At 71.2% G+C, this 21,261-nt stretch carries 25 protein-coding genes; 14 read left to right on the forward strand and 11 right to left on the reverse strand.

Going from position 1 to position 21,261, the window contains the following annotated elements:
* Window positions 1-40 precede the first annotated feature (40 nt).
* Both Msi02_RS17575 and Msi02_RS17580 read right to left on the reverse strand, forming a co-directional pair.
* Entirely contained in the window at window positions 41-577 is a 537-nt protein-coding gene (locus Msi02_RS17575) for a hypothetical protein (RefSeq protein ID WP_204049354.1), read from the reverse strand.
* Between the two features lie 518 nt (window positions 578-1,095).
* The gene (locus tag Msi02_RS17580; RefSeq protein ID WP_204049355.1) at window positions 1,096-1,476 is read right to left on the reverse strand and encodes a PLDc N-terminal domain-containing protein; all 381 of its coding nucleotides are present in this window, start codon (window positions 1,474-1,476) and stop codon (window positions 1,096-1,098) included.
* A 235-nt stretch (window positions 1,477-1,711) separates the two neighbouring features.
* On the opposite strand from Msi02_RS17580, the gene Msi02_RS17585 reads away from it, so the two are divergent.
* The gene (locus Msi02_RS17585) at window positions 1,712-2,482 is read left to right on the forward strand and encodes a phosphotransferase (RefSeq protein WP_204049356.1); all 771 of its coding nucleotides are present in this window, start codon (window positions 1,712-1,714) and stop codon (window positions 2,480-2,482) included.
* 24 nt (window positions 2,483-2,506) lie between these two features.
* Here the strand turns inward: Msi02_RS17585 and Msi02_RS17590 are convergent, their stop codons facing one another.
* Entirely contained in the window at window positions 2,507-2,926 is a 420-nt protein-coding gene (locus tag Msi02_RS17590; RefSeq protein ID WP_204049357.1) for a MarR family winged helix-turn-helix transcriptional regulator, read from the reverse strand.
* A 106-nt stretch (window positions 2,927-3,032) separates the two neighbouring features.
* Between Msi02_RS17590 and Msi02_RS17595 the strand changes: the two genes are divergently transcribed.
* Window positions 3,033-4,475, forward strand: coding sequence for an MFS transporter (locus Msi02_RS17595; RefSeq protein ID WP_239108479.1), 1,443 nt, complete (start codon window positions 3,033-3,035; stop codon window positions 4,473-4,475).
* Between the two features lie 34 nt (window positions 4,476-4,509).
* Here the strand turns inward: Msi02_RS17595 and Msi02_RS17600 are convergent, their stop codons facing one another.
* Complete coding sequence (locus tag Msi02_RS17600) at window positions 4,510-5,133, reverse strand: O-methyltransferase (RefSeq protein ID WP_204049358.1); 624 nt, start codon at window positions 5,131-5,133, stop codon at window positions 4,510-4,512.
* A gap of 160 nt (window positions 5,134-5,293) precedes the next feature.
* Here Msi02_RS17600 and Msi02_RS17605 point away from each other — a divergent pair, with 160 nt between their 5' ends.
* Genes Msi02_RS17605 through Msi02_RS17615 form a run of 3 tightly spaced genes read left to right on the forward strand, consistent with a single transcriptional unit; the run spans window position 5,294 to window position 7,838 of the window.
* Window positions 5,294-6,481 (forward strand): thiolase family protein, encoded by a 1,188-nt coding sequence (locus tag Msi02_RS17605; protein ID WP_204049458.1) that lies wholly within the window; start codon window positions 5,294-5,296, stop codon window positions 6,479-6,481.
* Complete coding sequence (locus tag Msi02_RS17610) at window positions 6,478-7,155, forward strand: 3-oxoacid CoA-transferase subunit A (protein WP_079313012.1); 678 nt, start codon at window positions 6,478-6,480, stop codon at window positions 7,153-7,155. The genes Msi02_RS17605 and Msi02_RS17610 overlap by 4 nt, the downstream gene beginning before the upstream one ends.
* A complete protein-coding gene (locus tag Msi02_RS17615) occupies window positions 7,152-7,838 on the forward strand; it encodes a 3-oxoacid CoA-transferase subunit B (RefSeq protein WP_275414150.1) in 687 nt (228 codons plus the stop codon). Before Msi02_RS17610 ends, Msi02_RS17615 begins: the two co-directional genes overlap by 4 nt.
* Window positions 7,839-7,853: 15 nt before the next feature.
* Here Msi02_RS17615 and Msi02_RS17620 read toward each other — a convergent pair whose 3' ends face one another.
* Window positions 7,854-9,242, reverse strand: coding sequence for a sensor histidine kinase (locus Msi02_RS17620; RefSeq protein WP_204049359.1), 1,389 nt, complete (start codon window positions 9,240-9,242; stop codon window positions 7,854-7,856).
* 313 nt (window positions 9,243-9,555) lie between these two features.
* On the opposite strand from Msi02_RS17620, the gene Msi02_RS17625 reads away from it, so the two are divergent.
* On the forward strand, window positions 9,556-10,302 hold the full coding sequence (locus tag Msi02_RS17625) for an SDR family NAD(P)-dependent oxidoreductase (protein WP_079313006.1): 747 nt from the start codon (window positions 9,556-9,558) through the stop codon (window positions 10,300-10,302).
* Between the two features lie 10 nt (window positions 10,303-10,312).
* Here Msi02_RS17625 and Msi02_RS17630 read toward each other — a convergent pair whose 3' ends face one another.
* Window positions 10,313-10,732, reverse strand: coding sequence for a hypothetical protein (locus tag Msi02_RS17630; protein ID WP_204049360.1), 420 nt, complete (start codon window positions 10,730-10,732; stop codon window positions 10,313-10,315).
* 120 nt (window positions 10,733-10,852) lie between these two features.
* Here Msi02_RS17630 and Msi02_RS17635 point away from each other — a divergent pair, with 120 nt between their 5' ends.
* Complete coding sequence (locus tag Msi02_RS17635) at window positions 10,853-11,416, forward strand: hemerythrin domain-containing protein (protein ID WP_239108480.1); 564 nt, start codon at window positions 10,853-10,855, stop codon at window positions 11,414-11,416.
* Between the two features lie 154 nt (window positions 11,417-11,570).
* On the opposite strand, the gene Msi02_RS17640 is transcribed toward Msi02_RS17635, so the two are convergent.
* On the reverse strand, window positions 11,571-12,365 hold the full coding sequence (locus Msi02_RS17640) for an alpha/beta fold hydrolase (protein ID WP_204049361.1): 795 nt from the start codon (window positions 12,363-12,365) through the stop codon (window positions 11,571-11,573).
* A gap of 147 nt (window positions 12,366-12,512) precedes the next feature.
* Between Msi02_RS17640 and Msi02_RS17645 the strand changes: the two genes are divergently transcribed.
* Entirely contained in the window at window positions 12,513-12,668 is a 156-nt protein-coding gene (locus tag Msi02_RS17645) for a hypothetical protein (RefSeq protein ID WP_204049362.1), read from the forward strand.
* Between the two features lie 101 nt (window positions 12,669-12,769).
* Entirely contained in the window at window positions 12,770-13,162 is a 393-nt protein-coding gene (locus Msi02_RS17650; protein WP_204049363.1) for a MerR family transcriptional regulator, read from the forward strand.
* A gap of 8 nt (window positions 13,163-13,170) precedes the next feature.
* Here Msi02_RS17650 and Msi02_RS17655 read toward each other — a convergent pair whose 3' ends face one another.
* The 3 genes from Msi02_RS17655 to Msi02_RS17665 form a co-directional block, all read right to left on the reverse strand.
* Window positions 13,171-13,665, reverse strand: coding sequence for a pyridoxamine 5'-phosphate oxidase family protein (locus Msi02_RS17655; RefSeq protein WP_204049364.1), 495 nt, complete (start codon window positions 13,663-13,665; stop codon window positions 13,171-13,173).
* 76 nt (window positions 13,666-13,741) lie between these two features.
* Window positions 13,742-14,374: a DedA family protein gene (locus Msi02_RS17660; protein ID WP_204049365.1), complete on the reverse strand. Its 633-nt coding sequence runs from the start codon at window positions 14,372-14,374 to the stop codon at window positions 13,742-13,744.
* A 102-nt stretch (window positions 14,375-14,476) separates the two neighbouring features.
* Window positions 14,477-15,031 carry a TetR/AcrR family transcriptional regulator gene (locus Msi02_RS17665; RefSeq protein WP_079312992.1) on the reverse strand — a complete coding sequence of 185 codons (555 nt, stop codon included), beginning with the start codon at window positions 15,029-15,031 and terminating at the stop codon, window positions 14,477-14,479.
* A gap of 210 nt (window positions 15,032-15,241) precedes the next feature.
* Here Msi02_RS17665 and Msi02_RS17670 point away from each other — a divergent pair, with 210 nt between their 5' ends.
* From Msi02_RS17670 to Msi02_RS17680, 3 genes are all read left to right on the forward strand, one after another.
* Window positions 15,242-16,447: an NAD(P)/FAD-dependent oxidoreductase gene (locus Msi02_RS17670; RefSeq protein ID WP_204049366.1), complete on the forward strand. Its 1,206-nt coding sequence runs from the start codon at window positions 15,242-15,244 to the stop codon at window positions 16,445-16,447.
* Window positions 16,448-16,610: 163 nt separating this feature from the next.
* Window positions 16,611-17,822, forward strand: coding sequence for a cytochrome P450 (locus Msi02_RS17675; protein WP_204049367.1), 1,212 nt, complete (start codon window positions 16,611-16,613; stop codon window positions 17,820-17,822).
* A 40-nt stretch (window positions 17,823-17,862) separates the two neighbouring features.
* A complete protein-coding gene (locus Msi02_RS17680; RefSeq protein WP_204049461.1) occupies window positions 17,863-18,063 on the forward strand; it encodes a ferredoxin in 201 nt (66 codons plus the stop codon).
* Between the two features lie 76 nt (window positions 18,064-18,139).
* Here the strand turns inward: Msi02_RS17680 and Msi02_RS17685 are convergent, their stop codons facing one another.
* Entirely contained in the window at window positions 18,140-19,399 is a 1,260-nt protein-coding gene (locus tag Msi02_RS17685) for a YncE family protein (protein WP_204049368.1), read from the reverse strand.
* Between the two features lie 164 nt (window positions 19,400-19,563).
* On the opposite strand from Msi02_RS17685, the gene Msi02_RS17690 reads away from it, so the two are divergent.
* Entirely contained in the window at window positions 19,564-20,247 is a 684-nt protein-coding gene (locus tag Msi02_RS17690) for a TetR/AcrR family transcriptional regulator (protein WP_239108481.1), read from the forward strand.
* Between the two features lie 180 nt (window positions 20,248-20,427).
* Window positions 20,428-21,231, forward strand: coding sequence for a tRNA(His) guanylyltransferase Thg1 family protein (locus Msi02_RS17695; RefSeq protein WP_204049369.1), 804 nt, complete (start codon window positions 20,428-20,430; stop codon window positions 21,229-21,231).
* Window positions 21,232-21,261: the final 30 nt, after the last annotated feature.

Consider the following 21,261-nt stretch of genomic DNA (forward strand, 5'->3'; position numbering starts at 1 on the left):
GCGCCCAAACGCCGGGCGAGGTCTTCCCACCGATCGAAGGTCACTCCCCATGGGGGCTTCGGGACCGCGCCGTCGCGTTCTGTCTGCGGCGGTAGCGTTCTTCGCACCTGGCCAGCAGTATCGCCGCGGCGGAGTCGCCGGCGTCGGCCTGGGCCCGCAGCTTCGCGATCGCCGCCTCGTCACCCCGCTCGGCCAGCAGCCGGGTCAACTCCTCCTCCTCTATGAACGCCCAATCCTCGGGGTCATCGTCTTCGAGCCGTTCGTAGGCATCCAGGGTGTCCAGGTACTCCTGATGAAGACCTTCCCGGTTCTGCCGCACAGCGTCAGAAACCTGCCACGTCGACACCGCGCCTTGCAGATCGCCGTCCTCGGCCTTCAACTCAGCCAACCGCTTCGTCGTGGGCGAGGAGTCGCCGTAGGCTCGAGCCCACACCCGCAGTGCGCCTTGCGGATCGCCGCTCCTGGCAAGCAACTCCCCCAACCGCCCTGCCGCGTTCTGGTCGCCGGCATCAGCCCGAGCCCGCAACTCCGCGATCTCGTTCGGGTCGGGCACGTCGCTGCTTGATCGATGTTCCATCGCCGGGTCACCTCATTCGCGAACCCCAGGAGCGCGGGCAAGGGCCACCGCCCCACTCAGGGTACGTTCGCGCGCCGTCCCCTACCAGCGGTTGACGGCTCTGCAGAACGGCAGGGCCGGTACCGGGACGAATAGCTCAGTCCTACCGGGACGACTCTCGCCAGGTCTCGGCAGCGTGAGATGCCGCGACCGGAGACGACTTCGATCGGGTGACGTGGTGGAAAGCAGCGGCTGACTTCATGGAGACATAGTCATCCTTTTCGTCTCCCACGGCACCACTGATCGGCAGGAGGCCCCGCCGCAGCCGCCGGAAGATGACGCCCGAGGACGCCCCAGCGAATCCAGCGAAGCGCCGGGAAGAACCCGCGCGGCAGGAGCGCCACGAGCGGGTTCGGGGGCGACGAGCATCGGAGTCAAAAGTCTCGTTCCCGCGGACGTCGCGATGCCCTGGGACCGGTCCGTGCTCGGCTTCGCCTCGCTGGCGTCGCGCCGGATCGGGCTCGCCCGGGAGCCCGCCACTACTGGTCCTGGTTCTTCTCCGCCTGACGCTGCTGCTCTCGGTAGGCGCGGCGCTGTTCCTCGGCCCGCTCCCGGCAGCGGCGGAGGAACTCCTCGTCGTCGTCGGGGTTGGAGGGGACGAACCGGCCCGGCCGGTCGTACTCGGGGAAGCGCCCGTTGTTGCCCTTGTACGGCAGCCCGCCGGGCCGCGTCACAGTCTGCGGCCGGCCCGCGACCAGCCACAGGATCGACCCGACCTCGGGGAGGAACAGGACGATCAGGATCCACAACCCCTTGGGCAGGTTGCGGCAGTCCTCCTCCGCCGCGACGATCACGTCGAACAGGCAGAAGATCCATAAGGCGAGCAGAACCAGACCGAACCCGCCATAGATGAGGGGCATTCCGTATCCTCCGGTTTCAGACGGGCAGAGCGTAGTGGATCCGATCTTCGTCTGAACGGACTTTCCCGGTAGCCGATCTTTCCCGATGTGGCGCCGAGGGCTGAGCCAGGCGGACAGGCCTCCTCGCTCTCTCCGGTCCCGCGCGGACGGCGCGGCAGTACACTGCCGCCCGCCCGGGCCTGCCGCTCGTTCGCGCGCCGGGGCTGTCAGGCGCGGAGGGATACACGGAGTAGACATGACCCAGGAGAGACCTCTTCCAGGCGGGAACACGAATGGGGCGGTCCGGGTCGGCGACACGGTCCGCCGTGTCCCCGGCCCGTGGACGCCCGCCGTGCACGCGCTGCTGCGGCATCTGGAGGACGTGGGGTTCGAAGGGGCGCCGCGTGCACGAGGGTTCGACGACCAGGGCCGGGAGGTCCTGTCATACCTGCCGGGAGAGGTGCTCGGCACCGCGCGGCCATGGCCCGCGTGGGTGCACAGTGACGACGCGCTCCGCCAGGTGGGCGGCTGGCTGCGCGACTTCCACACCGCGGTGTCCAGCTTCGTCCCTCCGCCGGACGCGGTCTGGCGCGAGGGAGGAACCTGGCGGCCCGGCCTGGTCGTCGGCCACAACGACGCGGCGCCGTACAACGCGGCGTGGGCCGACGGGCGCCTCGTCGGTTTCTTCGACTGGGACTTCGCCGGTCCGGTCACGCCGGAGTGGGACCTCGCCTTCACCGCCTTCTCCTGGGTGCCGCTGCACGCCCGCCATGTCGCGGCGGCGGAGGGGTTCACCGCGTTCGCCGAGCGGCCCCGGAGACTGCGGCTGTTCCTCGACGCCTACGGCTGGGACGGCCCGGCCGGGCGGTTCGTCGAGACAGTCCGCCGGCGGGTCGGCGCCTCCGCCGACGGCATCCGGCGTCTCGCGGTGGCGGGCGACCCGGCGTACCGGAAGCTGGTCGACGACGGCGTGGACACCTCATTGGACGCGGCGGTCGAGGAGCTGTCCGGCTTCCCCGCCGAGTGAGGCCGGTGCCTGCGAGTCCGCTGCTCAGGGTCGGGGCCAGGGCCGTCCGGCGAGACTTTCGATGTCGGTGTTGAACCGTTTCAGGTAGGCGGCGAAGGCCGCGACGTCCTCGGCCGTCCAGTCGGCCAGCACCTTCTCCAGGCCGAGGATGTTCTTCTCGCGCTCCTCGCCGAGCCACCGCTCGCCCTCTTCGGTCAGGCGGAACTTCCGGGCGATGCCGCCGTCGGGGTCGGGAATGCGTTCGGCCAGCCCGGCGCGCAGCAGGGCCGAGGTGTGCCGGTTGAGCGTGGACACGTCCAGTCCGAAGGCGTCGCTGAGCTGGCCGATGGACATCGGGCCCGTCATGTGGATGCGGCTGAGCAGCAGGTAGGCACTGCGGTCGAGGTGCCGGTGCCGCCCGAGCAGCATGGTCTCGAACTCGATGAGGTGCGTGGGCTTGTCCATGCCGGTTCCTTCTCGTACAGATGTGTGCACCCTACACGAATTGTGCCTGTAACACATGATGTGTAGGGTGCACATCGTTTTGACCATCGATTCGAGGGAGACCCACGTGGGAGGCTCCACGTCCGCCGCTCGCCCCGGCGGCATCGTCAGCGTGATGGCGGTGGCCGGCATCGTCGCGTCGCTCATGCAGACGTTGGTGGTGCCGCTGGTCGGCGAACTGCCGAACCTGCTGCACACCACCGCGTCGAACGCCTCATGGGTGATCACCGTCACGCTGCTCGCGGGAGCGGTCACCACTCCGGTCACCGGCCGGCTCGGCGACCTGTACGGCAAGCGCCGCATGATGCTGGTCTGCTCCGTGCCGCTGATCGCGGGCTGCGCCGTCTGCGCGACGGCGGGCTCCCTGGTCCCGATGATCATCGGAAGAGGGCTGCAGGGCATGGGCATGGGCATGATCCCCCTGGGCATCAGCGCCCTGCGCGACCTGCTGCCGCCCGAGCGGCTGGGTCCCTCCATCGCGTTGCTGAGCTCGTCCATGGGGATCGGTGGCGCACTCGGCCTGCCGATCGCGGCGGCGGTCGCCGAGTACGCGAGCTGGCGGGCGCTGTTCTGGGGTTCGGCCGTGCTGAGCGTGCTGGTCGCGGTGCTGATCTGGCTGCTGGTCCCGGCCACACCCGCCCGGGCTTCCGGCCGGATCGACGCCGCCGGTGTGCTCGGCCTGGGCGCCGGGCTGGTGTGCCTGCTGCTGGGCGTCTCCAAGGGCGCCGACTGGGGCTGGGCGAGCGGCACCACGCTCGGCCTGCTCGCCGCCGCTTTGGTCGTACTGCTGCTGTGGGGCTGGTGGGAGCTGCGCGTCAGGGACCCGCTGGTCGACCTGCGCGTCACCGCGCGGCGGCAGGTGCTGCTGACCAACCTCGCCTCGATCGTGGTCGGTTTCTCGATGTACGCCCAGGCGCTGATCGTGATGCAGATCCTGCAGCTCCCCGCGGCGACCGGCTACGGGCTGGGCCAGTCGATGCTGGCGGCCGGCCTGTGGATGGCCCCTTCAGGCCTGGTGATGATGGCCGTCTCGCCGCTGGGCGCCCGTCTGTCGGCCGCTCGCGGCCCCAAGGTCACCCTGATCGCCGGCAGCCTGGTCATGGCGCTCGGATACGGCTCCTCGACGGTCCTGCTGGGCTCCACCTGGGGCCTGCTGATCGTCACCTGCGTCTGCAACATCGGTGTCGGCCTGGCCTACGGGGCGATGCCCGCCCTGATCATGGGCGCGGTCCCGCGCTCCGAGACCGCCGCCGCCAACAGCTTCAACACGCTGATGCGCTCCATCGGCACCACGGTCTCGGCCGCGGTGGTCGGCGTCGTCCTGTCGCAGATGACCATCCGGCTGGGCGGGCACGTGCTGCCGTCGGAGGGCGGCTTCCGCGCCGGGATGCTGATCGGCTGCGCCGCCGCCCTCGTCGCCGCCGCAGTGACCATGGCGCTCCCCGCACGTCCGGCGGGCCGTACGGCCGGTCACGACGTCCCCGAGCCCGTCACCGCCACGAAGCCCTGACCCGGAGGGAAAGGGTCGCGCTGCGCGACCCGGTTCAGTGATCCGCCGTGCCGGACGTCTCGGCGAACCGGCGAGTGGCCACGAGCGCGGCCAGATCCGGCGCGAGGCGAAGCTCGGCCGCGTCCAGCCCCGGGTGGCCGAGCCAGTGCATCCGCGCCCGGTCGACAGCGCCGTCGAACCGCGGCGGCCAGTGCCGAGCCGGGGTCAGGTCGTCGACGACCAGCGTGCCTCCCGGCCTGAGCAGCCGGTGCGGATCAGCCGGCTGCTCGCCGCTCTTGCCCTGGCCGCCGCCATCGAGCACGAGCAGGTCGTACGGCCCGTCCCGATAGATCTCCCGCCAGTCACCGCAGAAGACCGAGACCTGCGGATGATCGAGGAAGACCTGGGCGGCCAGGGACGCTCGATGCGCGTCCCGTTCGACGCTGACCAGCCGGGTCCCGGGCCGGGCGCCCGAGGCCAGCCAGGCCAGGCCCACTCCGCACCCGGTGCCGGTCTCCCCGATCACCTCGGCGCCGCCCGCCATGGCGTACAGCAGCCGCCCCTGCTCAGGCCGGCAGGAAGGACCGAAGCCCGCCTGCCGGGCCACCTGGACCGCACGCCCGACCAGCGGAGGCAACCCCGTGAGATCGGCGTACGCCGCCGTACCGTCGACCGACATCGCCCCAGGCTAGGCCGTCCGGCGTCATTTCCCTAGTAGAAGCAGGCGCGGCGGGGAAGCGTGCCGGACGCTGCCTCGGTGGCGCATCGACGGCATGGACTATGCTCGTGGCGTTCGCAAAATGAACCTACGTTCGCATAGCGAACAAGAAGGGAACGTGATGGGCTCGGCCTTCGTCTACGCCGCGGCGCGTACGCCGTTCGGCAGGTTCAACGGGGCGCTCGCGGGTGTCCGGCCGGACGACCTGGCGGCCACCGCGCTGCGCGGTGTGCTGGCCAAGCTCCCCGGACTGGATCCGGCGGAGATCGGCGACGTGGTGTGGGGCAACGCCAACGGCGCGGGCGAGGACAACCGCAACGTGGGCCGGATGGCCGTGCTGCTGGCCGGGCTGCCGGTGACCGTGCCGGCCACCACGGTGAACCGGCTGTGCGGGTCCAGCCTGGACGCCGCCATGATCGGCTCGCGGGCCATCGAGAGCGGCGACGCCGACGTCGTCGTCACCGGTGGCGTGGAGTCGATGACGCGGGCCCCCTGGGTGCTGCCCAAGCCCTCCCGTGCCTTTCCCGCCGGGGACGTGACCGCGGTCTCCACGACGCTCGGCTGGCGGCTGGTGAACCCGCGCATGCCCAAGGAGTGGACGGTCTCCCTCGGCGAGGCCAACGAGCAGCTCGGCGAGAGGTTCGGCGTCTCGCGCGAGCGGCAGGACGCCTTCGCCGCGCGGTCGCACGTGCTGGCCGACGCGGCCTGGAACGACGGCTTCTACGACGACCTGGTCGTCCCGGTCGAGGGCGCCGACCTCACCCGGGACGAAGGCATCAGGCCCGGCACGACGCCGGAGATCCTCGCCGGGCTCAAGCCGGCCTTCCGCCCCGACGGCGCCATCACGGCTGGCAACGCCTCCCCGCTGAACGACGGCGCCTCGGCGGTCGTGCTCGGCTCGCGTGCCGCCGCCGAGCGGATCGGCGCCGACCCGATCGCCCGCGTCGCGGGTCGCGGCGCCACGGCGCTCGAACCGCAGATGTTCGGGTACGCGCCGGTCGAGGCGGCCAACCAGGCGCTGCGCCGGGCCGGCATCGGCTGGGACGACGTCGGCGCCGTCGAACTGAACGAGGCGTTCGCCGTGCAGTCGCTGGTGTGCCTCGACGCCTGGAAGGTCGACCCCGCGATCGTCAACACCAGGGGCGGCGCCATCGCCATCGGCCATCCCCTGGGCGCCTCCGGCGGGCGCGTGCTCGGCACGCTCGCCCACGTGCTGCGCGAACGGCGCGAGCGGTGGGGCGTGGCCGCGATCTGCATCGGCGTCGGCCAGGGCCTGGCCGTCGTGCTCGAGAACGTGAGCGCGTCATGACCACGGTGTTCACCGACCCCGCCGAGGCGGTCGCGGGCATCGCGGACGGCTCCACCGTGCTGATCGGCGGCTTCGGCATGGCCGGTATGCCCGTACGGCTCATCGACGCGCTGATCCGGCAGGGGGCCACGGACCTGACGGTGGTCAGCAACAACGCGGGCAACGGCGACACCGGCCTGGCGGCGCTGCTGGCCGCCGGGCGGGTGCGCAAGATGATCTGCTCGTTCCCGCGCCAGAGCGACTCGTGGGTCTTCGACGGCCTCTACCGGGCCGGCAAGATCGAGCTGGAGGTCGTCCCGCAGGGCACCCTCGCCGAGCGCATGCGTGCGGCCGGGGCCGGCATCGGCGCCTTCTACTGCCCGACCGGGGTCGGCACGCCGCTGGCCGAGGGCAAGGAGACGCGCACCATCGACGGCCGCGACTACGTGCTGGAGTATCCGATCAAGGGGGACGTCGCCCTCATCGCCGCCCATGTCGGCGACCGGATGGGCAACCTCGTCTATCGCAAGACCGCGCGCAACTTCGGGCCGGTCATGGCGACCGCAGCGACGCTGACGATCGCGCAGGCGCACCACGTGGTCGAGACCGGCGAGCTGGACCCCGAGGCCGTGGTCACCCCCTGCATCTACGTCGACCGGATCCTGGACCTGAGCGCGACGGAGGCGACGTCGTGAAAACCACTGTGAAAACCCCTGTGAAGACCGTCGAACACCTCGGCCGCGGCCCGCTCGGCCGCGACGAACTCGCCGCCCTCGTCGCCCGGGACATCCCGCCCGGGTCCTTCGTCAACCTCGGCATCGGCCAGCCGACGACGGTCGCCGACCACCTCCCGGCCGGCTCCGGGGTCGTCCTGCACACCGAGAACGGCATGCTCGGCATGGGACCCGCCGCCCACGGCGACGAGATCGACCCCGATCTGACCAACGCCGGCAAGATGCCCGTCACCGAGTTGCCGGGCGCCTCCTATTTCCACCACGCCGACTCGTTCGCGATGATGCGCGGCGGTCACCTCGACGTATGCGTGCTCGGCGCCTTCCAGGTCTCCGAGCGTGGCGACCTGGCCAACTGGCACACCGGCGCTCCCGACGCCATCCCCGCGGTCGGCGGCGCCATGGACCTGGCCACCGGCGCCAAGCAGGTGTTCGTCATGATGACGCTGTTCGCCAAGGACGGCACGCCCAAACTCGTCCCCGAATGCACCTACCCGCTCACCGGGCTGGCCTGCGTGAGCCGCGTCTACACCGACCTGGCCGTCTTCCACATCGGCCCCGAGGGCGTCACCGTGGCAGAGACGTACGGCACGAGCGTGGCCGAGCTCGCCTCCCGGCTGGAGGTCACCGTACGCACCCTCGGGTAGGTAGGAGGGCGCCGGTCACGTGGGGACGTGGGTCCTGGGGCGCTCCGTCGTGCTGCCCGCCTGGGCGGGCGCCGTCCCCGTCCCGGCGTCCGGGGCTCCGGACAGCACGGGGATGCGGAGCACGAACCGGGCCCCGCGCGGGGCGTCCTCGATCGTGAGGGATCCGTTGTGGGCCTTGGCGGTCTCGCGGCAGATGGCGAGGCCCAGGCCGCTGCCGCCGGGGTCGCGGCGCCGCCCGTCGGCGAGACGGACGAAGGGTTCGAAGACCCGCTCGCGGTCCTGCGGGGCGATGCCGTCGCCGTCGTCCTGGACGGCCAGCACGGCGTGATCCCCTGCCCGTTCCACCGTGACCTCGACGCGGGAGCAGGCGTGCCGCTGCGCGTTGGTCAGAAGGTTGTTCACGACGCCGATCAGGTGCAGCCGCACGCCCTCGACGAGCAGCGGGCCGCCCGTGGCACGCAGGGTCACCGAGGTGCCGTGTGATCGGGCGGCGACCTCGTCACGTACGAGCGCGATGAGGTCGAGCGGCTCGGGGCGCGACGTGGAGGCGTTCGTGAGCCGGGTGTAGGCCAGCAGCTCGTCGATGATCGCCTGGAACCGCTCCGTCGTGCGCATCGCGGTGCGGATGGTCTCGCGTGGGTCGACATCCTCGGGGTAGGTGAGCGCCTCGTCGAGCTGGGTGCGCAGGGCGGCCACCGGGGACCTGAGCTCGTGGCTGGCCAGGGAGGCGAAGCGGCGCTGGTAGGTCACCGCTTCCTCCAGTCGCTCCAGGTACTGGTTCGAGGTGCGGGCGAGCTGGGCGATCTCGTCGTCGCCGGGCGGCTCGGGGACCCTCAGCCGCAGGTCGCTGCGGGTCGCCTCGCGTACCTGCTCGCGGATGGCCATCACGGGCCGCAGCGTCCGGCCCACCACCAGCCAGGTGGTCCAGGCGGCGATGGCGGAGACCAGCAGGACCGCGGCGAGGATGCCGAACTCCAGCCGGTGCGCCGCCAGGATCCACGGCTGTACGGTCGCGGCGTACAGGAAATGCGGCTCGCCGGCCCACAGCACGTCGGCCGCCTGCGGCAGGATCCGCATGGCCGTGACCAGAAGGCAGCGCCCCTCGGACGGACACTCGGTGAGATACCGGACGCGGTCGCGCACCGACGGCCGCACCTCGCTGAGAGGCCTGTTCGCCGCTGCGCGGGTGGCCGCCTCCACCCTCCCCTTGGAGTCGACGAGCTGGAGGAACTCGACGTGATCGACCGGGTAGGGCTGGGGAATCCGGCCGGGCCGCATCAACGAGACCCAGGCGATGCCGACGCGCTGCGTCTCACCGAACGCACGGTCCTGGACCCGGCCGCGCGCACCGAGGTCCAGGCTGACACCGATCACCGTGAGGACGATCAGGGCCAGGACCCCCACGGTGAGGGTGTAACGAGTACGGATGGAGTGGGGACGCAGTCTCAGTCGTCCGGATCTCACAGCCCTCCCTCCCGGTCGACGCGAAGCTGCATGGGGAAGGCACCACGATAAATCGGCACATTTCAGACAACAGGCACCTATGACTGTCTTTTTGCAGAGAAACACCCATCGCTTTCCTTGGGCCCGCCGCAACGCCAAACCGTGGCCGCTCGATCACCGCTCCTGTCTCATGCCGCGGCAAACTCAGCGGATCTTCCCTCGAAGGGGCACCACACCGTGATGATCGGAACAGAAGGGACGCTAGTCTCCCCCTGTGAGTGAGCGAGCAGTCCTCGTTACCGGCGCGTCGCGCGGAATCGGACGGGCGATCGCGACGGCCTTCGCCGCCGCCGGCGACCGCGTCGCCATCCATCACCGCGGCTCCCCCGAACTGGCCGAACGGGTCCGTGCCGAACTGCCGGGAGCGGGCCACGCCGTCGTCCAGGCCGACGTCGCCGATCCCGCCGACGCGCGGCGGATGGTCGAGGAGGCCGCGGCCGCCCTCGGCGGCATCGACGTCCTGGTCAACAACGCGGGGGTCTTCCTGCACCACCCGATCATGGAGACCTCGTACGAGGAGTGGCAGGAGGTGTGGCGCGAGACGCTGGCCGTCAATCTCGTCGGACCGGCCAACGTCACCTGGAACGCCGTACGGCACATGGCTCCGGGCGGCAGGATCGTCAACGTCTCCTCCCGCGGCGCCTTCCGCGGGGAGCCCGACAGTCCCGCCTACGGGGCCAGCAAGGCGGGCCTGAACGCGCTGGGCCAGTCGCTCGCCATCGCCCTGGCGCCCCTCGGCATCGCCGTGGCGACCGTGGCGCCCGGCTTCGTCGAGACCGACATGACCGACGAGCATCTCAAGGCGCCGCGGGGCGACGAGATCCGCGCGCAGAGCCCGTTCGGGAGAGTGGCGAGGCCCGAGGAGATCGCGGCCGCCGTCCTGTATCTGGCGTCACCGGACGCCGAGTGGGCCAGCGGCACGATCGTCGACCTGAACGGCGCCTCCTACCTGCGCAGCTGAGCCGGGACGGTCAGTTGGGGGACCAGTATTTGACCAGGACCTTCTCCAGCCTGCTCACGACCGGTTGCCAGGTGGGGGGCAGGGTGTAGCGGGTTGCCCGGTGCCCCTTGTAGGACAACCGGTAGGCGATGAAGTCGGCCCCCGGAGGCTGGGACTCGGAGCGCCCGAGCCGCAGGTGTTTCAGCGAGCCGCTCAGTCCGCGCCACTCGGCTGCGGTCAGGCATTTGCGGACGGTGGGGCCGGTGCGGCGGCTCAGCACGGCGCAGCCGTCGGTGTAGACGGCCACCCGGTTGTGCAGCCCGGCGAACCCGCCCTCCTCCCGCAACTCCACGAGCAGCTTCCTGTGTGCCGTGGCCGCCTCGGCGGGAGCGGTGACGGCCAGCACGGGCAGGGCCGCCAACGGCAGCAACGCGATTCGCGAAATCCTCATGCTCTCTATGACGCATCACGGCGCCCTCCGGCTCACGGAAGACGTCCGGTCGAGGCGCGGGTGTAGGCGATCCGGGTTCGGGCAGGCGGGTCGGAGTCTCCGACTCGAAAGGTGACGAAAGTGACCACTGCTACGGAACATGACGTCATCGACCTGCTGCTGGCGCAGCACAACCAGATCAAGACCATGTTCGTGGAGGTCGCCGCCGCCCGGGGCGAGCGCAAACGCGAACTGTTCAACGAGCTCGTACGGCTGCTGGCGGTGCACGAGAGCGCGGAGGAGCAGGTCGTGCACCCGGCGGCGCGGTCGAAGGCGGGAGAGGAGGTCGTCGAGGCCCGGCTGCACGAGGAGGACGAGGCCAAGCACGCCCTGTCCGACCTGTACGACCTCGGCGTCGACCACCCCGAGTTCGACACCCGGCTGGCCGCACTGGAGAAGGCGGTCGTCGACCACGCCACGCACGAGGAGCGGGAGGAGTTCCCCCGGCTGCGTCGGGAGACGCCCCCGGAGCGGTTGCGCCGCATGGCCGGCGCGGTCCGGGCCGCCGAGGCGATCTCGCCGACCAGGCCCCATCCGGGCGCCGGGGAGTCCGCGACCGCGAACATGCTGCTCGGCCCGCCGGTGGCCGTGTTCGACAAGATCCGCGACGCCGTACGGGACTGGCGGCAGTCGAACAAGGACTGATTCCCGCCCGCTCGGTCGAGCGTGAGAGCGGCCCGGTCACGGGACCGCTCCCGCCTGATCCCGACGGCGATCGGGGTACGCGGCATCCGAGCACCGGCCGTGGCACGTGCGGGCCCGTCCACGCGGACGGGCCCGCACGCCTGTGGTGCGGGGCTCAGGCGCGGCTGTCGCGCAGGAAGTCGCGGATGAGGGCGCCCCACTGCTCGGGCTGCTCGATGAAAGGGAGATGTCCGGTTTGGATCTCGGCGTAGCGCGCCCCGGGGATGGCGTTGCTGAGCTGGCGGTGATGGTACGGGGTGACGAGCTGATCGAGCGTGGTGGAGATGACGAGGGTCGGCACCGTGAGCGCGGTGAGGTCAGCCCGTACGTCGACGTGGTCGATGATCAGGTCGAGGTGCTCCGGCGTGCCGGGCGGGATCGTGGCCGCGGTGGTCTTGATGGCCGTGTCCAGGGCGTCCTGGTCGATCGCGTCCAGGGCGGGGGCGCTGAGGCCGATGAGGGATAGGAAACCGGCCAGGCGCTCCAGGTCGTTGGCGCGGAGCAGGTCGCGCCACATCCGGGCCGCGAGCAGGAACCGCGGGTTGGGGTGGGCGAAGCCCGCGGTGAGGACCAGAGCGGTCACGCGGTCAGGGTGGCGGGTGGCGGCCCGAATGGCGACCGGGCTGCCGAGCGAGTAACCGGCGATGGCGAAGGTCTCCACGCCCTCTTCCACGGCGGTGGCAACCAGCTCATCGGCCAGACCGTCCAGGGAAAGCGGAGCTGCTGCGCGCGGGGTTCGGCCGGTGCCGGGGTAGTCGGGCCCGACGACGGTGTGCTCCACGGCGAGGGTGTCCAGGATGGGGCCGTAGTTGGCGTCGATACCGCCGCCGGCACCATGGGCGAGCAACAGGCCGGGGCCGGTGCCGCGCACCACCCGGCCGAGGCGGGAGTTGGGCAGAGCAGTGGACATAGGCTGTTTCTCCTTCTGTTTCTCTGTGAGGGATCACTACGCGGTGACCGTGGTGGTGCATGATCGGCGGGCGGCCACCGCTGCGAGGAGCACGGCGCCTCCTGCCACCAGGGCACCGGCCCAGGGCAGGTCGGCAGGGTGAGGCCAGTGGTGAGGGCTTGGCCGCCGAACCGGGAGCCGCCGGCGACGCCGAGATTGAAGGCGGAGGCGCTGATCGCGGTGACCAGGGTGGGCGCCTCGGGCGCGGCGGCCAGGGCGGTCAGCAGAGTGCACAGCCAGGCGCGGCGCGGAAAGCAGGGATGACCGGGTCGCCGAGAGAACCAAGAGAGCTGTGCCGGTGGTCATGACCGAGACGCTAAAGTCTCACATCAATGTGAGAGTCAATGCGGTGAGGTGCAGATCACATGCGCATCGGGGAGATGGTCCGCCGGACCGGGGTCAGCGAGCGGCTGCTGCGCTACTACGAAGAACAGGGTCTGCTGGCGCCGGCACGGCTGCCCAGCGGCTACCGCGTCTACAGCGACGCGGACGTGGACACCGTGCGGCGCATCCGCATCCTGCTCGCAGCCGGGCTGTCGACCACCACCATCGCCCAGGTCCTGCCCTGCGTCCGCGACGACGGCCCGAACCTCGCGCCAGTGTGCTCCGAGCTGGTGGCGCAACTGCGCCGCGAGCGCGAGCGCATCACCCACACCATCGAAGATCTGCAGGCGTCACAGGGCATGCTCGACGCGGTCATTGCCGCCGGCCCCGCCGATACCGCCCCAGCAGGCCTGCAGCCGATCTCACAGGGCTGATGCCGGCCCTAGGGGCGATCGAGGCGGCGGACTCCCTGCCCGGGGCGCCAGAGGTCCATGACCATGGCGGATCCCTCGATCTGCGTCAACACGACCTCGCGGATGTCCGCCGTGAAGAAATGGGACTCGCTGAAGTCATCGGGACCGAAGCCGCGCGCGGCCAGCATCGGCGCGAGTCGGGCTCGATCGGTGACCTCGACCGCGTAGCCGGACAGCTTCGTGTCACCCCCCGATGAGCCGGCGGCCTCGCCGGCGCCGAGGATGACCGGAGGGCCGTGCAGGGCGAAGCGCGGATCACGCTGCAGGTCACGGGCCTTCAGAGCACGAGGCATCGATCCGAACCACAGTTCGTCACCGATGATGTACGCCTCGATGCCGCTGACCCGCGGCGAGCCGTCCTTACGCAGCGTCGCGATGGTCTTGTGCTTGTGCGACTCGAACGACTCCCTGACCCGGGCGGCGAACTCCGGTGCCGATTCGGCCACTTCACGCCAGTTGGCCACACGTCCTCCTTTACAGGCACTCGAATGAGAGAGCCAGCCTGTCAGACGGGACCGACAAAAAGCCGCGGCGACGACATCACGAGCGGCCGGAGTTCCCGCGCTCGCAGGAGCCTCTGCGGTGCCGCCGGACGCGCCACACGACCAGAGCGGTCACGACTGCCGCGGCGAGAACGGCCGCGACCACACCGCCGACGGCCGACTGCACCTGCTCGTACGCCTCCCCGGCGAAGAAGCCCAGGAGGGTGTAACCGACGCCCCAGAGCACCCCGCCCAGGACGTTGAACAGGAAGAACCGCCGGTAGTGCATGCGCGACACCCCGGCCAGGGTCGGCATCATGGCGCGCAGGAACGCGACGAACCGGGCGATGAGCACCGCCTGAGGGCCCCACCGGCGAATCAGCGCCTGGGCCTTCTCCACGCGGTCGCGACGGCGCCGCAGAACCCGTACGTCCAGGACGCTGGGGCCGACGCGGCGGCCGATGAGGTAACCCACGCTGTCGCCGGCGATGGCGGCCAGCGTCACCACGAGCCCCAGCCAGTACACCGACAGCTTGCCCTGGCTGGCGAGCACGCCGCCCAGCACGGCGGCCGTCTCCCCCGGCACGACGAACCCCACGAACAGCGCGTCCTCGGCGAAGACCAGCGCGGCCACGACCGCGTAGAGCACCGCCCCCGACAGGCCCCAGAGCCAGTTGATGATCGCGTCCACCCGTCCTCCATGCGCCTCCCCGTTGTCGTGTCCCCGAGGAGGTGCGCTTACGCGCGCCGCACGGGCGAGCGTGGTTCGCTCAGTTGTCGCCGGACCGCCCGGTCAGGCGTCCATGCCCTTGCGCAGCAGGGCCCACGCCCGTGCGGCGGCGACGCGCCGGGCCGGCGCGGGCCTCATGGTGAGGACCGCGGCGAACATGCCGACGGCCAGGATCAGGTCCTCGGTGGTGAGGTCCGCACGGACGTGCCCGGCGCGCCGGGCCTCGGCGAGCTTGCCGTCGAGCACCTTGGCCACGCGGTCGCGTACGGCGATGATCCGCGGGTCGTCGGCGTACGCGCTGACCATCTCGATGAACGCGGTCGAGGCGATGGTCTGCTCCCTGATCAGGGCCAGCAGGTCGTCGAGCGTCGCACAGGGCTCGGCGGCCAGCGCCTCCAACTCGGCGACGCCGTCCTCGAACACGGCCAGGGCGAGGCTGGTTCGGTCGGGGAAGTGCCGGTAGAGGCTGCCCTGGCCGACTCCGGCGGCGCGGGCGACCGCGCTGAGCGGCGCGTCGTAACCGGCGGCGGCGAACACCTCCCGGGCCGCGGCGATCAGCGCCGCCCGGTTCCCCGCCGCGGCGCTGGGTCCCCTGTTCGTCCGGCGCGCTACAGCCATGCGGTCAGGATAGCAACCGGACATCAATGTCCGATTTTTCGACATCGACTTCGTCTTTACTCGACATATCACTGTCAGGCGGGCTACGGTGTTCCGGACAACGTTGTCCGGTTGAACCGGTCGTGGGCGTCCCCCCGAGCCCAGACCGGCGCCACCGTCGCCGGTCTCACCAGCTATCGGAGGGAACGCGATGAACACGCTGGGGCAGTCGTGAACCGGGTCCTGATCGTCGGCGCCTCGGCGGGCGGACTGATCACCGCCGAGGCGCTGCGCAGGGCCGGCTACCGGGGCGCCTTGACGCTCGTGGGCGACGAGCCGCATCCGCCGTACGACCGCCCGCCGCTGTCGAAGCAGATCCTGACCGGGGAATGGGAGCCCGGCCGGCTGCCGCTGCGGCGGGACGACGACATCGAGGCGCTGGGCCTCGACCTGCGCCTGGGAGTGGCCGCGACCGGGCTTGACGTGGCCGGGCGGGCGGTGGAGCTGGCCGACGGCGCCCGTGTGCCGTACGACGGGCTGGTCGTCGCGACCGGCGTACGCTCCCGCCGCCTGCCGGGAAGCGAGGGGGTGACCGGGATCCACACGCTGCGCACCCTGGACGACGCTCTCACGCTGAAGGACCGGCTGCGTCCGGGACGGCGACTGGTGATCGTCGGCGCCGGGTTCGTGGGCGCCGAGGTCGCCGCCGTCGCCCGCGGCCTGGGGGTGGCGGTGACGATGCTGGAGGCGGGCCCGGTCCCGATGGCGCAGGCCGTCGGCGAGCAGGCCGGCCGGTTCCTGGCCCAGGTCCACCGTGACCACGGGGTCGACCTGCGCACCGGCGCCGCCGTCCGCGAGGTCGTCGGAGCCGGCGGCGCGGTCAGCGGTGTGCGCCTGGGCGACGGGACGGTCCTGCCGGCCGACGACGTGCTGGTGGCCATCGGCTCCGTGCCCAACACCGGCTGGCTGGAGGGCAGCGGGCTTCCCCTGGCCGACGGGCTGGTGTGCGACGAGTTCAGCGCCGCCGCACCCGGCGTGTACGGAGCCGGGGACGTGGCCCGCTGGCACAACCCGCTGTTCGGCACGGCGATGCGGCTCGAGCACCGCACCAACGCCGCCGAGCAGGGCATGGCCGTCGCCCGCAACCTGCTCTCCCCCGAGGCCCGGCGGCCGTTCGCCCCGGTGCCGTACTTCTGGTCCGACCAGTACGACATGAAGATCCAGGCGTACGGGCACCTGCGCGGCCACGACGAGGCGGTCGTCGTGGACGGCGACATCGCGCAGCGGCGTTTCCTGCTCGCCTACCGCACGGACGAGCGGCTGACCGGGGTGCTCTCCGTCGGCATGCCGCCGAAGACCCTGCGCGCCTGGCGGGCGATGATCGCGGCCGGCGCCGCGTGGGCGCACGCCGTGAGCACGGCCGCCGCCCGCCCCTGACACACCCGACGCTGAGACACCCGTCCCGAAGACGCCCCGGAGTTTGCATGCAGACGGGCACCGGCACGACCGGCCTTCACGCTTACCCGGGCATACGTGATGGGCGCCGTCCTTCCCATCCGGGGGTGCACGGCGACCGACCATCCATAAGAGGAGATGCCGAATGACTGTCAACGACCAGGTCCTGAGCTACCCGATCCCCAACGACGCGGCGCTGGACCCGCCCGCGGAATGGGCCGAGTTGCGCGCCCGATGCCCGGTGGCCCACGTCACGCTGCCCAGCGGCGACGGGGCGACGCTGCTGACCCGCTACGAGGACGTCAAGCAGGTGCTGGCCGACCCGCGCTTCACCCGCCAGCTCAACGCGCCCGACGCGGCCCGGCTGTCGGCGGACGGCGGCGGGGTGTTCAGCAGCGAGATGGCGACGATCATCCCCGACAGCGGCGAGGAGCACCAGCACTGGCGGCGCCTGGTCGGCAAGTGGTTCACCGCCAAGCGCATGAACGCCATGCGGCCCGCCATGATCCGGATCGCCGAGGATCTCATCGACGACATGGTCAAGCGCGGTGCGCCGGGCGACCTCAGGGCGAGCCTCGGCTTCCCGCTGCCGGTCTACGTGATCTGCGACATGCTCGGCGTGCCCGCCGCCGACCGGGACCGGTTCTCCTACTGGTCCGACACACTGCTCAACCTCACCCGCTACGGCAAGGACGAGATCGAGGCCGCCCAGGGCGAGTTCTTCCAGTACATGTCCGACCTCGTCGCCAGGAAGCGCGCCGAGCCCGGCGACGACCTGCTGAGCGAGCTGATCGCGGTCGGCGGCCCGGAAGACGGCGGGCTGTCCGACATCCAGATCCTGGTCACCGGTATGGCGTTGCTGGTCGCCGGGCACGAGACCACCGCCAACATGATCGGCAAGATGGTCTCCATGCTGCTGGCCGACCGCTCCCGGTGGGAGCGGCTGCTGGCCGACCCGTCGCTGATCCGCACGACGGTGGAGGAGTCGCTGCGATTCGACGCCAACTCCGGCTTCGGCCTGCCCCGCTACCTGAACGCGGAGACCGAGGTCAGCGGCACGGTCCTGCCCCGCGGCACGACCGTGGTGTGCAGCATGGCCGCGGCCAACCGCGACGAGACCGCCTTCGAGAACGCCGCCGAGATGGACCTGACCCGCAGCCCGAACCCCCACCTGGCCTTCGGCTCCGGCGCCCACTCCTGCCTCGGGCAGGCGCTGGCCCGCACCGAGCTGCAGGTCGTCCTGGAGGTGCTGCTGCGCAGGCTCCCGACGCTGGAGCTGGCCGTTCCGGTGGAGGAGCTGGAACGCGTGGAGGGGCTGGCCGTCGGCGGCCTGCGCGAGGTCCCGGTCCGCTGGTGACCCCCGACCACGAAGACCCGATGGCAAGGAGGACATGGACATGAAGGTCATCGTCGACGAGGCGAAGTGCTGCGGCGCCGGCCAGTGCGTGCTGATCGCACCTGAGGTGTTCGACCAGCGCGACGAGGACGGCATCGTCGTCCTGCTGGAGCCCGAGCCCGCCGAGGACCGGCACAGCGCGGTCCGCGAGGCCGCCGCCGTCTGCCCCGGCGCCGCCATCCAACTGGCCGAGGGCTCCTGAGTCCCCATCGGCTCCGAACCCGGAGCGCGACCGGGGGTGCCGGGACGGGGCGGCCCGTCCCGGCACTCGCGGGGGTTCAGCCGGCGGCCGGAGGGGTCCAGCCGGCCGGGATGCGGGCGATGCGGACGCGCTGCGGGTGGTCGCCGACCGGCACCGAGGTGATCTTCTGTCCGGTCGCGAAGTCGATGGCGGTGACCCGGTCGGCGCCGCTCTCGGAGATGACGCAGGCCCGTCCGTCGCCGCTGACGGTGGCCCAGTAGGGCTTGGACGCGCTCACCAGCGGGCCCTCCTGCAGCGTGGCCCGGTCGACGACGGTGGCGTAGTCGTCCATCGTCCCGGCGACGCAGAGCTTGTCACCGGCGGGGTTGATCGACAGCCCGTGGTGGCGGGAGTCGTTGACCCAGGTGGTGCGGTCCTCGCTGGTGGCGGGGTTCTTCGGCAGGGTCTTGATCCGCGTGATCCTGTCCGTGGCCGTGTCGTACTCGGCGAAGCCGTTGAAGAACGAGACCTGGAAGTACAGCTTCGACTCGTCGGGCGTGAAGACGGCGGGCCGCACCGCGTCCGACAGGTCCTTGCGGCCGAAGGCGTCCAGCCGGTCCTGCATGTCGATGGTCCTGACGACCTTGTACGTCGAGGCGTCCGCGATCGTGATGTGGCGGTCGCCCTTCAGCCAGTCCTGCGACGGGCTGTCGAAGTCGTTGTCGACCTCGCCGATCGACATGTTCCAGATGTACCTGCCGCCGCCGGTGAAGATGTTCTCGTGCGGCTTGTCGCCGGCGCCGAACGAGCCGAGCTGCCTGCCGGTGTTGATGTCCAGGACGTGCACGGTGTTGGAGGTGGAGGCCGAGACCGCGACCTTGGCGCCGTCGGGCGACACGGCCATGTGGTCGGCGCGGAAGCCGGAGACCGGGAACCGCCACCTGATCGCGCCGGTGGCCAGGTCGATCGAGACCACGTCGGCGAAGCTCGGGCGGGAGACGACCATGGCCGTGCCGTCCGGGGTGGCGTACATGTCGTCGACGAACTGGTCGTGCCCCTCCCCGGGGCCCTGCCGGATGCCCAGGAAAAAGGCCAGCTTGACGGGGTTGAGGTAGATCTCGGCCAGCCGCCGGGCCTTGTCGGGGATGACGTTGATCCGGCCGATCCTGGCGAAGCTCCCGCTCGACTCGATAACGTCAGCGGTGCCGTCCCAGTTGTTGCCGACGAACATCACCTCGCGCAGTCCGTCGGCGGCGCGCGCGGGACCGGCGGGAGCGCCGCAGACGACGGCGGCGGTGACCGCCACGGCGACGGCGAGCAGTGATCCGCGCCGGCGTACGGGGGCCGAAGCGTGCATGTTCTTCCTCCGGGGGGTGGGAGGTGGACGGAGATCGAGCATGGCCGGCCGTGGGGGTCCGCACGCCTCGGCGCGCGGACCCGCGCAAGTCTGAACATTTCGATATTCAGACTTGTTACTGGATGGTAGGCACGTGTGACGCCCGCCTACAAGGCCCAAAATTCATGCATCACGGAGCGGAGGACGCGGTGGCGGGCAGGATCACCCCGGCGGCGGGCCGGTACGGCGGCAGATCGGCGGAAGAACGGCAGGCCGAGCGCCGCAGGCGCTTCCTCGAGGCGGGCCTGGACCTGTTCGGCGGCGGCCCCGGCTACCGCGCCACCAGGATCACGGACGTGTGCCGGGCCGCGGGCCTGTCCAGCCGCCAGTTCTACGAGGAGTTCCACACCCTGGAGGACCTGCTGGCCGAGCTGCACCTGTACGTCAACGACGTCGCCCAGCGGTCCGTCCTCGCCGTGCTCCCCCAGGTGCGGCACCTGGAGCCCATCGACCGCTGCACCCGGCTGTTCCGCGCGTACGCCGCCGGGGCCACCGCCGACCCCCGTCACACCCGCATCGCGTTCGTGGAGATCATCGGCGTGAGCCCCCGGCTGGACCGCCAGCGCCTGGACCGCCGCGCCCGTTGGATCGACTTCCTGTGCGAGCAACTGGACGACGCCGCCGGCCGCGGCGAGATCCCCCCGCGCGACTTCCGCATCACAGCCGCCGCGTTCATCGGGGCGATCAACGGGCTCATGCACGACTGGGCCGTCGGCTGGGTCGACGCCACCCGCGACCAGATCGTGGACGAGCTCCTGCTGATGCTCCTGGGCAGGCTCCAGGTCCCCGATGAAGAGGGAGAGGGCTGAACAGGCCGCGCTGCCTCACATCCCGGCGCCTGACGCACCTGCCATCGAGGAACGCCGGTCTCCGTCCTCGCTCGCGACAAGGGTGGCGATAAGCGGTGGCGGCCCCTCCCCCGTGGCGTGAGATCCTGCATCGCACCCCACCCCGAGACCGGCCAGGCGGCGGAGGCCAAGGAGACCGGCATGAGCGACAAGACCGCGCTCGGCGACCGCATGAAGGCGTACGAGCACGCCACCAGGAGCGTGCTGCCGCGCCGGGCGTACACGATCCTCCGCGTCGACGGGCGGGCGTTCCACACCTTCCTCCGCGACGCCCACCGGCCGTTCGACCGCGCCGTCATGGACGCCATGAACGAGGTCGGCAGGGCGCTGTGCGAGGAGATCACCGGCAGCGTGTTCGCGTACGTCCAGTCCGACGAGTGCAGCGTCCTCATGACCGACTTCGCCACCCCGTCCTCGCAGCCGTGGTTCGGCGGTGTGACCCAGAAGGTCGTCAGCGTGGCCGCGAGCATCGCGACGATCGCGTTCAACGAGGCATACGGCACCGGGCCCGCGGACGGCCGGCGTGCCACGTTCGACGCCCGCGCGTTCACCCTCGCCGACCCTTTCGAAGTCGCGAACTACTTCCTGTGGCGGCAGAACGACTGCGTGCGCAACAGCATCACGATGGCCGCGCAGGCGAAGTTCTCCCACCGGGAGCTCCACGGCAGGTCCACGGGGCAGATGCAGGAGATGCTGTGGGCCGGCCACGGCATCAACTGGAACGACTACGAGGCCGGCGCGAAGCGGGGCCGCGTCGTCGTGCGGGAGACCGGGCAGCGCGAGGTCGCCTACCGGGACGGCCGGACGGGGAAGGCGGAGACGATCCTCGCCGCACGGTCGTGGTGGGAGACGCAGGCGGCGCCGCGCTTCACCGCGGACCCCGCCGGATGGCTCGCCGCCGTGATCCCCGCCATGCCGTCGCTGACCGCCGGGAGGGCCACCTGACGCCCGTGCCGGCCGCTCGCCGGCCGGCAC

Source organism: Microbispora siamensis (genome assembly GCF_016863095.1).
GTDB classification, from domain to species: Bacteria; Actinomycetota; Actinomycetes; order Streptosporangiales; family Streptosporangiaceae; genus Microbispora; species Microbispora siamensis.